12 protein-coding genes are annotated in these 13,806 nt (G+C 66.4%); 3 read left to right on the top strand and 9 right to left on the bottom strand.

Annotated elements, in window-relative coordinates; translation table 11 throughout:
- Positions 1-48: 48 nt before the first annotated feature.
- Both OVA31_RS17080 and OVA31_RS17075 read right to left on the bottom strand, forming a co-directional pair.
- Positions 49-1,869, bottom strand: coding sequence for a substrate-binding domain-containing protein (locus tag OVA31_RS17080; protein WP_420714059.1), 1,821 nt, complete (start codon positions 1,867-1,869; stop codon positions 49-51).
- Positions 1,870-1,892: 23 nt separating this feature from the next.
- Entirely contained in the window at positions 1,893-2,330 is a 438-nt protein-coding gene (locus tag OVA31_RS17075; protein WP_267627796.1) for an SRPBCC family protein, read from the bottom strand.
- Between OVA31_RS17075 and OVA31_RS17070 the strand changes: the two genes are divergently transcribed.
- Entirely contained in the window at positions 2,308-2,913 is a 606-nt protein-coding gene (locus tag OVA31_RS17070) for a DNA-3-methyladenine glycosylase (RefSeq protein WP_267627794.1), read from the top strand. The genes OVA31_RS17075 and OVA31_RS17070 overlap by 23 nt on opposite strands.
- Here OVA31_RS17070 and OVA31_RS17065 read toward each other — a convergent pair.
- The 3 genes from OVA31_RS17065 to OVA31_RS17055 are packed head-to-tail and all read right to left on the bottom strand — an operon-like array spanning position 2,910 to position 6,854.
- Positions 2,910-3,158 carry an antitoxin gene (locus OVA31_RS17065; RefSeq protein WP_267627793.1) on the bottom strand — a complete coding sequence of 83 codons (249 nt, stop codon included), beginning with the start codon at positions 3,156-3,158 and terminating at the stop codon, positions 2,910-2,912. The two genes, OVA31_RS17070 and OVA31_RS17065, sit on opposite strands and share 4 nt — an antisense overlap.
- Positions 3,159-3,171: 13 nt before the next feature.
- Positions 3,172-5,676 (bottom strand): HAD-IC family P-type ATPase, encoded by a 2,505-nt coding sequence (locus OVA31_RS17060; protein WP_267627792.1) that lies wholly within the window; start codon positions 5,674-5,676, stop codon positions 3,172-3,174.
- Complete coding sequence (locus OVA31_RS17055; protein WP_267627791.1) at positions 5,673-6,854, bottom strand: MBL fold metallo-hydrolase; 1,182 nt, start codon at positions 6,852-6,854, stop codon at positions 5,673-5,675. Before OVA31_RS17055 ends, OVA31_RS17060 begins: the two co-directional genes overlap by 4 nt.
- Before the next feature lie 187 nt (positions 6,855-7,041).
- On the opposite strand from OVA31_RS17055, the gene OVA31_RS17050 reads away from it, so the two are divergent.
- A complete protein-coding gene (locus tag OVA31_RS17050; RefSeq protein WP_164307111.1) occupies positions 7,042-7,665 on the top strand; it encodes a TetR/AcrR family transcriptional regulator in 624 nt (207 codons plus the stop codon).
- Here the strand turns inward: OVA31_RS17050 and OVA31_RS17045 are convergent.
- The 4 genes from OVA31_RS17045 to OVA31_RS17030 all read right to left on the bottom strand — a co-directional run bounded on the left by OVA31_RS17045 (position 7,647) and on the right by OVA31_RS17030 (position 12,591).
- Positions 7,647-8,708 carry a hypothetical protein gene (locus tag OVA31_RS17045; protein WP_267627790.1) on the bottom strand — a complete coding sequence of 354 codons (1,062 nt, stop codon included), beginning with the start codon at positions 8,706-8,708 and terminating at the stop codon, positions 7,647-7,649. The genes OVA31_RS17050 and OVA31_RS17045 overlap by 19 nt on opposite strands.
- Positions 8,709-8,805: 97 nt before the next feature.
- Positions 8,806-9,912: an XdhC family protein gene (locus OVA31_RS17040; protein WP_267627789.1), complete on the bottom strand. Its 1,107-nt coding sequence runs from the start codon at positions 9,910-9,912 to the stop codon at positions 8,806-8,808.
- A gap of 71 nt (positions 9,913-9,983) precedes the next feature.
- Positions 9,984-11,708, bottom strand: coding sequence for a purine-cytosine permease family protein (locus tag OVA31_RS17035; protein WP_267627788.1), 1,725 nt, complete (start codon positions 11,706-11,708; stop codon positions 9,984-9,986).
- Positions 11,709-11,859: 151 nt separating this feature from the next.
- A complete protein-coding gene (locus OVA31_RS17030) occupies positions 11,860-12,591 on the bottom strand; it encodes an enoyl-CoA hydratase (protein WP_267627787.1) in 732 nt (243 codons plus the stop codon).
- Positions 12,592-12,626: 35 nt separating this feature from the next.
- Between OVA31_RS17030 and OVA31_RS17025 the strand changes: the two genes are divergently transcribed.
- Positions 12,627-13,778: an NAD(P)-binding domain-containing protein gene (locus OVA31_RS17025; protein ID WP_267627786.1), complete on the top strand. Its 1,152-nt coding sequence runs from the start codon at positions 12,627-12,629 to the stop codon at positions 13,776-13,778.
- Positions 13,779-13,806 lie beyond the last annotated feature (28 nt).

Here is a 13,806-nt window from a genome sequence, read left to right as displayed (position 1 = left end):
TGATCGCAAGGTAATCCTCAGGTAAACGACAGCTTCAGGCGTGCTCGATCAGCGGCCGGCCGCGGCGACGCGCGCCTGGATCGCATCGACGAACACCGACTTGATGTCCTCGGGTGTCTGGGCCACATACGTGGTGCCACCCGGGGTGGCGTCGGCGATCTCCTTCAACGCCTCGGTGTCCGCATCCTCGGAGATCCCGATCGTCAGGACCAGGACCGGACGTGCCGGATCCTCGAGTTCTTTCAACTGCGAGAGCAACTCGTCGAGGCTGATGCTGTTCGGATCCTCGTTCTGCCCGTCGGTCATGATGATGACCGAGTTCGAGTAGTTCGGGTCGTAGCTGTTCTGCACCTCTTTGAACGCCGCGAGAGTCGTGTCGTAGAGGCCCGTCCCGCCGCCGAGCTGAGACGGTGCGAGACCACGGCGGACCGCCCGGCCCAGTTCCTGACGATGCGTTCCGCCACCGACGGCCTGGGCGTCGAGACGCCGGATCGGGGACATCCACTTCCAGTCCTGATCGGGGCCGCCCTTGTCGATGCCGAACGCCCATCCGCCGACCATCGCGTTGTTGGGGAACAGGGTGAGACCGGTCATCGACGCATCGATGAGCAGATCGGCACGCGTCTGGTCGCCTGCCGGTGCGGCCATCGAACCCGAGGTGTCCTCGACGACGAGCGTGCGAATCGGCACGCCGAGCACCTGCCACTGCCGGATCGCCCGGTCGACCTGCGACGGATCCTTGAGCTCGAGGTTCTTGACCTGACCGATTCCGGCGCCGTCGGGCAAGGGCGCACCGTCGGGGTTGCGGTACCCGGACTCGTTGAGCGTCTTCTGTCCATCGGACGACGCGAGCCTGTCGGCCAGTTCCTTGCCCGCCTTGGCGGCGGTGTCCTTTCGAGCCGCGCTCGCCGTGTTGACCATCGGATAGTCGAGCATCACTGTGCCGTCGGAAGGCACCGATGCCTTCAGTTCTGATCCCGGATGGGTTCGCGTGAACAGCAGGTACTGCTGCTCGGTGGTGACCACCGGGACCTCGGTCGTGTTCGCGAGGTTCAGGCGGGTGCCCTCGTTGTCGTTGGCCAGGCGCGCGTTGTTCTGCTGCACGGCGAGCACCGTCATCGCCGCCGTCAGCTGCTTCTCCGACAGGTTCCCGGCATTCTCCTCCGCCAGGGCACCCACGATCGGCGCGTCACCGGTGCTGGTGTCGATCGGGCTGCCGGTCCGCAGATCCTGCAGCTTCATCACGTCGACCCAGCTGTTCAACTGCGGGACGGACTTCCCCACCACCACCGTCGGCGAGGACGCGATCGACGGCGACACCATGTTCAGATCGCGGCGCACCTGAGTGGTGACCCGGCGGGCCTGGATCTGCGAGTCGGCGACCCACAGGTCAGGCGCCTTGTCACCGCTGGTCAACTGACCGGGCACCTGTGCTCCGGCCACGCCGTTGATGTCGAAGTCGTAGCAGGAGTCCTCGGATGCGTCCTGGGTGACGGTGCGCAACGCACTGGTCATGGAGGGATCCGATGCGACCGAGATGGTTTCCCGATCGGCACAGCCCACGGCACCTGTCCGCCACAACACGAAGCCGGTGACCAGTGCGGCCACCACGATCAGAGCGGCGCCGCCCCAGAGCCAGCCTGCCCGGCGACCCGTCGACGCACGCCGGTGATCGAACCCGAAATCGTCGTCGGAGCCCCGCCGAGCCGACTGCCGCTCGATCGGACCGCTCGCCGGCATGTCGATCGGGCCCGTGCGCGACACACGTTCCGCGCCCGACCCTTGTCGATCGTGCCCCGCTCCCGGTTCCGGCCGATCCCGACCGTCTCCCGACTCCGGGCGACCACCGCCCGAACTGTGACGCCCCATCGCCGTCCCCCCCTGTTTGTCGTCTAGCCGAAGACCTCACGGAATGTCGTCAACGACTTCCGCAGATCCCCGGATACCGCCATGGCCGCTGCCTTGCCGGCCGGCCCGATCAGTGGCAAACCGCCGAGATCAACAGTGAAGGTTACTGTCGACCCCGAATCGGTGGGCGCTATGCCCAGGTCGAGCTTGGCCTTCACGCCGCCCTTGCCGTTGCCCTTCAACCGCACCTGCTCCAATGGACGGTACTTCTCGATCGTCCAGTCGAACCGGATGCGGGTCCCCTTGACCTTGACCACCGATGCCAGCGACACACCTTCGCCGAGTTCGTCGGCCGCCGGAACCGCCGACCGCCAGCCGTCATGCAGCACGAGCCACTCCGTGTAACGCGTCAGATCCGATGCCGCGGCCCAGGTATCTTCGACAGACAGGTCCACATCGATGGAGTCACTAGTCTTGGCCATGGTCAGTGAGCCTAGCGTCAGCGACAACGCGCGAGCGCTGCTGGGCACCGTTCTGGTGGGGCACGGCGTCGCCGCCCGCATCACAGAGGTGGAGGCATACGGCGGTCGCGACGATCCGGCATCGCACGCATACACCCGCACACGCAGGTCGGAGATCATGTACGGCCCGCCTGGGCGGCTCTACGTCTACCGAATCCACGGGCACTTCTGCGCGAATGTGGTGACCGGCCCGACCGAACAGGGATCGGCCGTCCTGATCCGCGCCGGAGAGATCATCGACGGGCTCGATCTGGCCCGCACACGGCGGCCGACCGCCAAGGATGATGTGTCGTTGGCACGTGGGCCGGGAAATCTCACCCGCGCGCTCGGCATCACCATGGATGACCTCGACAGCGACCTCGACGACGGCAGGCCCGTCAGCATCGACAGATCAGGACCGGTGGCGTCGGCAGCGATCAGCGTCGGACCGCGGGTCGGCGTCCGACGTGCCGCCGACGTGCCGTGGCGTTTCTGGTTCGCTGCCGATCCGACCGTGTCGTCGTATCGGCGGCATGCTCGGGCCGAGACCCGGGGCGAACCCTAGGCCTGAGGCGGATTCTGCTTCGGCTCTTCGGGTTTCGGCGGCTCCGGGTTCGGGGCGGGAGCCGGGTTCTCCGGCTTCGGGGTGTCCGACCCGACCGCCTTCTTGACTGCGTCCTGCGCTTTGTCGACATGACCGGAGTATTTGCCGCCGGTGACCTTGTTGACCGTGTCGCCGCCCTTTTCGATCAGGCTCGGGTTGCCCCTGAGCGCGGCCTTGGCCTTGTCCACCAGTCCTTTGAGATCCATGCTCCGAGTCTAGTCAGTCCGGACGTCGGGGTGCAGTCCCATCGTCAACGGGACCCGCGGTATCGGCCAGGCGTTGATCTCGCGCCGCCACGATTCGCGGAACCATCCGCGAGACCACCTCGACCGCCACGATGCCCAACGCCGCCGACACCGCCGCGACCGACATCATCTGCGTATTCGACGTGTCGAGCTTGAACAGGTCCTGAGTCCACGGCCACAGGAAGATCACCACGTACGCGCCGACCGACACCGCGATCAGGATCGCCTTCCACCAGTTGTACGGCCGCGCGACCACCGCCAGGACATACAGGGCGACGGCGATCAGGGTCATCAGGGTCGCGGTTGCCGCCTGCGTCTGCAGAGGGCTGAGGTCGACCGAGTCCTTGTTCCCGATCTCGACGCCCGACCCACCTGGATTCACGATGACGTAGGTGACGAAGGCGGCCAGTCCGACGATGATCCCGTTCGGCACCGCTTGGGACAGCACCCGTCGGACGAATCCCGGACGGGCCCGTTCGTTGTTCGGTGCCAGCGACAGTACGAACGCCGGGATACCGATCGTGAACCACGCCGAAATGGTCACGTGGATCGGCTGGAACGGGTAGCTGAGGGAGCCCGCACCGAACAGGTGATCCACCAGTCCGCCGATGCCGACGAACAACGCCAGCAGCACCGCGTACACGGTCTTGGTGAGGAACAGGTTGGAAACCCGCTCGATGTTGCCGATCACGCGGCGACCCTCGCCGACGACATAGGGCAGAGTGGCAAACCTGTTGTCGAGCAACACGATCTGCGCGACCGAACGCGCCGCCGAACTTCCCGATCCCATCGCCACCCCGATGTCGGCGTCCTTGAGCGCCAGCACGTCGTTGACACCGTCTCCGGTCATCGCGACGGTGTCGCCCGTGGACTGCAACGCCTTGACCATCGACCGCTTCTGATCGGGGCGCACCCGGCCGAAGGTGACGCCGCGGTCGACGATCTCGGCGAGTTCGTCTTGGTCGGTCGGCAGGCTGCGTGCGTCCACCGACGTGTCCGGTGAGCCCAGACCGAGTGAGGCCGCGACCGCGCCGACCGAACGCGCGTTGTCGCCGGAGATCACCTTGACGTCGACGTTCTGACTCGCGAAGTAGTCGAGAGTCTCCCGTGCATCGGCCCGTACCCGCTGCTCGAGCACGACGAGCGCGACAGGGGTGACCGATCCCGGGGTGTCGGCACCCGGCGCAGGCGGGGTGTCGACCGGCACATCGGTCTGGGCGAGCAGCAGAATCCGCAGTCCCGTCGAACCCAATTCGTTCGCCAGATGGGCGGTGGCACTCGCCGGATCGAGGAGCACGTCGGGCGCACCCACCAGCCAGTTGCCCATGTCCTCACCGCCGGCGTCGCGGAACGACATTCCGCTCCACTTCTTGGCCGACGTGAACGGCTCGACCGTGACCAGCGACCACGACGGCGGCTCGGGATAGGCCTCGGACAAGGCCTGCATGCTGGCGTTCGGTCGCGGGTCGTGTGCGGCCAACGAGGCCAGGACGGGTCCGAGATCGGCCGGCGCCTGCCCGGCGACCGGCCGCACTTCCGACAGCCGCATCCCGTTCTCGGTGAGCGTCCCCGTCTTGTCGGCGCACACCACGTTCACGCGTGCCAGACCTTCGATCGCGGGCAGCTCGTTGACCAGACATTGACGCTGACCGAGCCGCACCACGCCGACCGCGAACGCGATCGAGGTCATCAGGACCAGACCTTCGGGCACCATCGGTACCAGCGCGGCGACCATCCCCAACAGGGACGCGCGAATCCCGTTGTCGCTGATGAACACCTGGTTGACGATGGTGAGGATGCCCGCCGGGATCAGCAGCCAGGTGATCACCTTGAGGATCTGGTCGATCCCCGACCGCAGTTCCGAGGAGACCAGGGTGAACTTGGACGCCTCCGACGCGAGTTGCGCGGCGTAGGCCTCGGCACCGACCCTGGTGGCGCGGTAAGCGCCGGAGCCCGCGACGACGAAGCTCCCGGACAGGATCTGGTCCCCCGGCACCTTGTCGACCGGGTCAGCCTCTCCGGTGAGCAGCGATTCATCGACATCGAGGGCCATCGCCTCGACCATCTCCCCGTCGACGACGACCTGATCGCCTGCACCGATCTCGATGATGTCGTCGAGGACGATCTCGTTGGGCGACAGCGCGCCCACCTGCCCATCTCGACGCACCATCGGTGTCGTCTGACCGACGATCGCCAACTTGTCCAGCGTCCGTTTCGCACGGACCTCCTGGATGATGCCGATGCCGCTGTTCGCGATGATGAGCAGCCCGAACAGGCCGTTGATCAGCGAGCCGGTGGAGGCGACGATCACGAACAGGACCCCGAGGATCGCATTGATCCGGGTGAAAACGTTGGCTCGGATGATGTCGGCGACGGAGCGTCCCGACCGATCCGGCAGATCGTTGACCTGGCCGTCGGCCACCCGCTGGGCGACCTCCGCTGCGGTGAGACCAGGATGACCGGCGCTCACCTGCGTCACGCGGACGCCTCCCACCACGCCGGGTCGTCGAGTCCGGTGCCGGATCGTGTCAGGAGGTCGATCGCGCCGCCGGGTGGCGGAACCACCACGGTCGTCGCGTTGTCTGCCGCGGCCGGTAGCAGCCGGGCGATGGGGTCGCCCCACGAATGCCGGGCGAGATTGAACGTCCCCCAGTGGATCGGGATCATCACCGCGTCGCGCACACGATCTCCGGTAACCATCCGATGCACCCGGACGGCCTCTTCGGGGTTCACATGGACATCCGGCCAGACGGGGTCATAGGCGCCCACGGCCACCAGCGTCAGGTCGACGCCACCGAGCCGCATCCCGACCTCCTCGAACTGCTCGGAGAACCCGGTGTCACCGGAGAAGAAGAAACTGTGGGTGGCACCGGCAACTACCCAGCTCGCCCACTGCGTGAGGTTGCGGGTCAGCGATCGCCCGGAGAAATGTCGGGCGGGCGTGCAGGTGAACGTCAGGTCGCCGCGACCGAAGGACAGGGTGTGTTCGTCCCACCAGTCGATCTGGTCGATCCGGTCAGCCGCGACCCCCCAGGACATGAGGTGGGCGCCGACCCCGATCGGGGCGACGAAACGCACGCCCGGCTGCCGCGCGGCGAGGCCCACCACGGTGGGCATGTCGAGGTGGTCGTAGTGGTCGTGGCTGATCAGGACCACGTCGATCGGCGGCAGGTCTTCGACGTGGGCGGGTGCGGGATGCATGCGGGCCGGGCCGATGGCACTGGCGGGTGAACAACGTCGACTGAACACCGGATCGGTCAGCACGCGTAGTCCGTCGATTTCGACGAGGACCGAGGCGTGTCCGAGCCAGGTGGCGTGCAGGGCGCGCGCCTCATCCCCGAAATCGGGGCTCAGGACCGGGATCGGGCGTCGCGGCCGCCCGGGACGGCGCGCCATGTCGAGAATCACGCGGAAGTCGGCGTCGACCGAGAGTTCGGCCTGTTCGACATTGCTGAACACGCCGCCGCGTTGCCGCGGCGACGCCGCCGTGTACCGGCCGATCTCCTCCGCATCGGCGCCCAGGGCACGCGCCGCGGGTAGTCCGCGCCTGGCAAGTCCGCCCGTGACCGCGTTGGCCGTCGTGAGCCCCACCGTCGAGAGAGTTGAGGCCGCACGCTGTGCCAGATTTGCGCCGGTCCGGCTGATAGTCGAGGTCACGGGACCCAGGATAGTGCCGCCGGACTCTCGGACGGGCCGGGATGCCGACGTGTTGACCGTCTCGACGAACCGTCTCGCTCGGCGGACCCGGCCATCTCACGTCCGTTGCCCGATTCGCACTGATAGGCTTCGGCGAACACGTCACCATACATGTGCAGGTCACATGCGGTCTTGGGGGTAGTCCTCGTTGGCACGAATGTCTGTCGGGGAGCGTCGAACGGCGCTCATCGAAGCCGCATATCGCGTGATCGCCGATCACGGTGTCGAAGGTGCGACCACGCGTCGGATCTGCGCGCACGCGAACATGCCGCTGGCCAGTTTCCATTATGCGTTCGACAGTCGCACGGCATTGCTCTGCGCGGTGATGGAGACCGCCGTGCCCTCCGACATCAGCCGGATGCTGGAAGCGATCCTGCCGATGGCCGCGGATCCGGAGGGCCGCGGGCGTGAGGCGATGCGCAAGAACGCGCAGGCACACCTCGAGGGCTTCTACACCCTGCTCAAGGCCGATCCCGGCCGGATGCAGGCCACCATCTCACTGGGCATCTACGCGCACAATCACGCGGAGCTGCAAGAGGTCGGCAAGGAGATGTACGGCCGACTGTACGAGGTGGCGGGTATCGGCCTGGAGATCTCGGCCGAGCGCGCGGGCGTGCGATGGAAGGAACCGGTCTCCGATCTCAGCCCGGTGATCATCGCCGCCACCAACACCATCACCCTCACCTATCTGAGCACCTCTGACGATGTGGCGATCGCGAAGATCATCGAACTGGTGGTGACCGCGCTGATGTCCTACGTCGTCGAGGACTGAGCAGGCCGAGCTCCCCCGGGTCGGAGTGTCCGGCCTTCGACGAATTCCCTTCCACCGGTGACTGATTCGATCCCGACCGGCTTGTCGCCGACCACCGCCGCTCCGTCGTCGTCGGCCGAGTCCGCCGGAACTGCCCACACCGCGAACGCTGCCGCGGCCACACAGATGGCCACCACGACCGCCCACGCGCACAGCACCCCGGCGTCCGGATGCACCAGGGACTGACCGTGCAACGCCTGCCACAACGTGATGGCCACCGCACTCGCGTAGCCGCCTGCCGCGATGCCGACGATGCGAGCCCGCGTACGTTGGTCACGCATGCGTGGCAACCGCCGCGCGGAGACCAGGAGCACGAAGGTCAGCAGCAGGAGGATCTGCATCCCGTGCAGTCCGAGGAAATGCGGGATACGCAGGTCTCCGGCCTGCAGACTCCATCCGGTGATCGGCATGCCCGGCGTGCCGTCCGGCCCGCCGAAGGTGTGCTTGGCCGAGAGCGTCACCAGCTCACCGGACGCAGTGCGCGCCAGCTGCGGGCCGGCGAACCCGACGAGATAACCGAGAGCCATCCCGACAACCGAGATCACGAGCCCGGCACGGATGGCGACGGTGGTGGCCGAGTCGCCGATGCGCTGCCACAGCAGGATGCACGCGATGAGGAGGTTGGCGAAGAACAGGCCCGGCACGCCGGTGGTGAACACGATCTGTCCGATCGAGTTGACCGGATCGGTTTGGGAGTTGAAGTGGCTGAACGTCCCCCGGGCAGCTTGCACGACGATGAATCCCACGTCGATCACCGCGGTCGCGGCGAAGACGGGCGCGAGCACCCGCGTCCATCGGCGACCGCGGTGCGGATGGTCGAGGAGCCAGGCGAGGGTCGCGGTGTAGAGCGCGAAGGCCACACCGAATTTGACCGGCTTGGCCCAGACCGAGACCCCCAGCAGCATCCGATCATCGAGTGCCATGGCGCACAGCCCGACCACCACGAGCGCTGCCATCAGGGTTGCCGTGCACATCAGGATTCGCTGGGTCCGAAACAGTTCCATGTCTCGGAAAGGTAGGTGTACAAGGCACTTCGAGGCCTCCCCCGCGGGAGTGAGTGCGGACCCCTACTCAGGGGGTATGGCGCTCCGCGCCACTCGATCAGCGGATGGAATTCTCCGACCCGCGGTGGATCGGTCCGTCGACATCGCGCAGCGGCCGCCCACTGCCACCATTCCGCTCGGAGATCAATTGCGCCAGAATCGATATCGCCACCTCTGACGGAGTGTGGCCGCCGATGTCGAGTCCGAGCGGAGACCGCAGCCGATCGATCTGGTCTCGCGCGAGCCCGGCCTCGATCAGGCGGGTGTTGCGATCGGTGTGGGTACGTCGGGAGCCGAGCGCTCCCACGAACCCGACCCGATCGGACCGCAGGGCAGACATCAGGATCGGCACGTCGACCTTGGCGTCGTGCGTCATCACGCATACCGCGGTGGCGGAATCTGTTCGACCCGAGACGATCTCGCCGTCCAGATATCGATCCGGCCAGGCCACGATCACTTCGTCGGCATCGGGGAACCGGGCCGCGGTCGTGAACACGGGACGCGGGTCGACGACGGTGACGTGATAACCGACGTTCTTCGCCGCCGAGGTGAGGGCCCGGACGAATTCGTTGGCCCCGACCGCGATCAGGCGACGCGGCGATGCGAAGGTCTGCACGAAGGTCCGCGGTCGGTCGGCCGCGCAACCGAGGGGCGTCTCGGTGTCATCGACGCCCACGATCCCACTGCGCCCGGCGTCGAGCAGGTCGATGATGTCCTCGTCGAGTTCACGCAGGCGCTCGATCGCGTCATCGTGGTTCACCCGCCACACCGGCTGCGTGGTCAGGGTCGTCGCCACCGCGACCGGCCGCCCGGTGGTGATCGCGGCGAGGAGTTCGGTGAGGGCGGCCACGTGACCCGCATCGATCCGTTCGACGAAGACCTCGATCTCTCCCCCGCAGGTGAGGCCGATGACGACGTCATCGAGGTCCGCGGGACCGAAGCGCTCACCGACCGCACATCCCGTGTCCAGTACGTCGCGCGCCGACTGCACGATGGCCGAGTCGACACATCCCCCCGACAGTGAACCGATCACCTCACCGGCCGCGGTGACCGCCATCGCCGCACCGAGTCGGCGAGGCGCCGGGCCACTCGTCGCGACGACCCGCGCCAATGCCACCGGACCGTCGGCGAGACGGTCCAGCAGCACGGGGATGAGATTTCGCATCTCGTCATTCTCCCAGACCGACGTCGACCGGGCTCGGGTCGAACACCCGAACCCGGTCGACCGCGGACGCGTTACGCCTGCGCAGGCAGCACGTGCTCACCGGTTTTGTCACACGACAACGCCAGCGAACTGATGTACTGCTTCTCCCCGTTCGGTCCCGGGACCGCGGAGGCGATCATGTCCGGGCGCTCGAACTCGATCCCGGTGACGCAACACATCAGCTTCTCGTCGGTCGGGTTGCCGTGCTCGTCGTACATCGGAATGTCGATGCCGTCGTCGGTACGACGCAGGTAGTACTTGCCCTTGGTCGACAGCGCGATGATCGGCGGCAGTACCAGGGCCAGCACCAACGCGACGAGCGGCGAGTACGGCTGGATGGCGTCGCCGAAGACATGGAAATACACCATGATCGAGGCGGCACCGGCGACGATCACCGAGACGAATCCGACCGGGTTGAAGTTGTAGAGCATGCCGCGCCGGAACTCGGGCTGCTTGGGCGAGATCTTCAACAGGTACTTGTTGATCGCGATGTCGGAGGCAACGGTCACGATCCACGCGATCGCGAGGTTGGCGTAGAAGTTCAGCAACTCGTTGAGGAAGCTGAACATGTTGGCCTCCATCAGGACGATGGCGATGGCGACGTTGAAGACCAGGAACACCAGACGCCCTGGGTACGTCTTGGTGACGCGCGTGAAGCTGTTGGTCCAGGCCAACGATCCCGAGTAGGCATTGGTGACATTGATCTTCACCTGACTGATGACCACGAGGATGACGGCGAGGGTGAGCGCCAGCCAGTGCGGCATGAACTCCTCGTAGATCGCTAGGAATTGGTGAACCGGCTCATTGGCGACACCAGCCTGATCGGCGAAATTCATGATCAGGTACACGGCCAGGAAGAGGCCGACCACCTGCTTGACGGCACCGAAGATCACCCAGCCCGGTCCAGCGGTGAGAACCGCGGTCCACCACTTGCGGCTGTTCTCCGGCGTCTTCGGCGGCATGAACCGCAGATAGTCGATCTGCTCGGCGATCTGCGCGATCAGGGACAGACAGACACCCGCGGCGAGCATGGTGCCGGCGAACGAGACACCGTGTCCCGCCTGGCCGTCGGTACCACCGCTGAACGAGAGGAAGTCGCCGATCGCATCAGGGTGCTTGATGACCAGGTACAAGAAGGGCGCGACCATCATGATCAGCCAGAGCGGCGTGGTCCACACCTGCAACTTGGCGAGAGTGTTCATCCCGTAGATGACCAGCGGGATGATCAGCACCGAAGACAGCAGATAGCCCAGCCACAGCGGGATGCTCAGGCCCAGCTTGAGGCCCTGGGCCATGATCGAGCCCTCGAGCGCGAAGAAGATGAACGTGAACGATGCGAAGATGACGTTCGTCAACACCGACCCGTAATAGCCGAAACCGCTTCCGCGCGTGATCAGATCGAGGTCGATGTTGAATCGCGCGGCGTAGTACGAGAGTGGGTACCCGGTGAGCATGATGACCACCGCGAAGAACAGGATGCCCCAGAGCGCGTTGCCGGTACCGTTGGCGATACCGATGTTGGCGCCGATGGCGAAGTCGGCCAGGTAGGCGATTCCGCCCAGCGCCGAAATGGCGACGACTCCCGGCCCCCACTTGCGATAACTGCGTGGCGCGAATCGGAGGGTGTAATCCTCGAGCGTCTCGCGCGCGGCCGCAGCCTGCGGGCCGGTGGCGATGATTCCTCCCTCGGCCTTCTCCACATCACCGACTTGGTCGGCGAACTCCCCGACCCCGTCGTGGACCGACTCATTCGACATACCGCTCCCTCACCAGGTTTCGTGCGCACTCCGGACCGGAGGACACCTTGGGTGAAGGTAGAAACGGGCGATTTCGATCACTTGACCGGAATGTTTCGGACACGAAAACTCCCATACCGGCCTGGTGAGGAGCCCGTTTTGCCCGACTCTCCTAGCGTCCGCTGAAGTTCGGGGTGCGCTTTTCCGCCCGCGCGGCCCGACCTTCCGCGAGATCGTCGCTCTCCCAGGCGCGCATCATCGCGGCCGACCGCTCGACCGGCGGTTCGTCGCGCGCACCGTCACCGTTGAGGACGAGCTTGTAGTGCTGGAGGGTGAGCGGCGCGAGGTCGGCGATCACGGAGGCCCAGTGTCGGGCGTCGGTCAGATCACCGATCCGGTTGGCGAAGCCGAGTGCATGGGCACGATCCGCGGACAGCGGATCGCATCCGATCAGCATGCCGGCCGCCTGGCCGGTCCCGACCAGCGACGACAACCGCTTGATCGTCCATTCATCCACCGCCACACCGATCTTCGCGGCCGGGATGCCGGCAATCGCATCGGGAGCCATCACGCGCAGGTCCGCCGCCATCGCGAGCTGCAGGCCCGCGCCGAGCGCCGAGCCGTTCAGCGCGGCGATCACCGGGACCGGCGTCGCCTCGATCTGTTGCAGGGTCGTCACGAGCTTGTCCAGGAACGCCGGGTCGTAGACCGGACCGGAGAGATCGGCGCCGGCACAGAAGACCGGCCCCCTCCCGGTGAGCACGATCGCCCGCGCACCACCGTCCACTGCATCGACGAATGCCTCGGAGAGCTCAGAGACCATGGTCTCGTCGAGGGCGTTGCGCTTGTCGGGGCGGTCGAGCTCGATGCTGACCACTGCACCTTCTGCAGACGAGTGAATCATGTGCCGAAGCCTACCGAGGTGACAGACTGCCCAGTGTGGGTGCTCCCGACAACGACAGCGACATCCGAGACGACTGTGACGTACTGGTCATCGGCGGCGGGCAAGCCGGGTTGTCGGCGGCCTACTTCCTGCAGCGATTCTCTCTCGACGATCGTTATCAGCTCCTCGACCACGCCCGGGGTCCCGGCGGTGCATGGCAGTTCCGCTGGCCGACGCTGACTCTCGCTGCCGCCAATCGCGTCCACGACCTGCCCGGGTACGGGCTCGTCGAGGCCCTCGGACGCAACTGTGAGACGTTTCCCGCCGCGACCGCCGTCCCGGAGTACTTCGGCAAATACGAGCAGAAGTTCGGCCTTCGGGTGCACCGGCCGGTCGATGTCCGCTCAGTCGAGCGCCTCCGCGCCGAGTCAGGCGACGACGGCTTTGCCGTGACCCTGGGCGACCGCAGGACGATCACGGCCCGCGCGATCATCAACGCGACCGGTACCTGGGAACGCCCGTTCATCCCGCACGTCCCCGGGATCGGCGACTTCCGCGGCCGCCAACTGCACACGCATGACTACGTCGGGCCCGAGGAGTTCGCGGGCAAACGGGTACTCGTGGTCGGGGCAGGCATCTCAGCGATCCAGTTGCTCATCGAGATCTCCCGCAGGGCACCCGGGGTACAGACGTTCTGGTGCTCCCGGACCGAGCCGGTGTTCGACCCGACCCCGTTCGATCCGGACAAAGGCCGACGGGCGGTCGCCCGCGTCGAAGAACGTGTCCGGGCCGGGCTGCCGCCGACGTCGGTCGTCTCGGTGACCGGGCTGGCCCTCACGCCGGCGATCCGGGCCGCACAGGACGACGGCATCCTCGCCTGGCGCCCGATGTTCACCCGGATCACGGAGACCGGCGTGTGCTGGGACTGTGGAGTGGACGCCACGAGCGGCGACGACACCCTGGACGTCGACGTCATCTTCTGGAACACCGGATTCCGCAGCGCGCTCGACCATCTGGCCCCGCTACACCTGCGCGGGCCGGGCGGCGGAATCACGATGACCGGCCGGTTGGCCACCACCGTCGCGACGGAACCACGAATCCAACTCCTCGGCTACGGGCCGTCGGCATCCACGATCGGAGCCAATCGGGCAGGTCGCGCGGCAGCGCGCAACGTCGCGGAGTTGCTCGGCGTTCGCGGGACCGCTTGACATTCTGTTGTGTTTTCCAAACAATCGG

Source organism: Gordonia sp. SL306, assembly GCF_026625785.1.
In the GTDB taxonomy this organism is placed as follows: domain Bacteria; phylum Actinomycetota; class Actinomycetes; order Mycobacteriales; family Mycobacteriaceae; genus Gordonia.
This window is presented reverse-complemented; position numbering and strand designations above follow the sequence as displayed.

Bases quoted from the DNA above. Each gene is read 5' to 3' on its own strand.
- OVA31_RS17065 (WP_267627793.1), bottom strand. From the start codon at position 3,158: ATGGATCTCAAAGGACTGGTGGACAAGGCCAAGGCCGCGCTCAGGGGC.
- OVA31_RS17030 (WP_267627787.1), bottom strand. From the start codon at position 12,591: ATGATTCACTCGTCTGCAGAAGGTGCAGTGGTCAGCATCGAGCTCGAC.
- OVA31_RS17070 (WP_267627794.1), top strand. From the start codon at position 2,308: ATGGAGTCACTAGTCTTGGCCATGGTCAGTGAGCCTAGCGTCAGCGAC.
- OVA31_RS17045 (WP_267627790.1), bottom strand. From the start codon at position 8,708: ATGGAACTGTTTCGGACCCAGCGAATCCTGATGTGCACGGCAACCCTG.
- OVA31_RS17035 (WP_267627788.1), bottom strand. From the start codon at position 11,708: ATGTCGAATGAGTCGGTCCACGACGGGGTCGGGGAGTTCGCCGACCAA.
- OVA31_RS17080 (WP_420714059.1), bottom strand. From the start codon at position 1,869: ATGGGGCGTCACAGTTCGGGCGGTGGTCGCCCGGAGTCGGGAGACGGT.
- OVA31_RS17040 (WP_267627789.1), bottom strand. From the start codon at position 9,912: ATGCGAAATCTCATCCCCGTGCTGCTGGACCGTCTCGCCGACGGTCCG.
- OVA31_RS17075 (WP_267627796.1), bottom strand. From the start codon at position 2,330: ATGGCCAAGACTAGTGACTCCATCGATGTGGACCTGTCTGTCGAAGAT.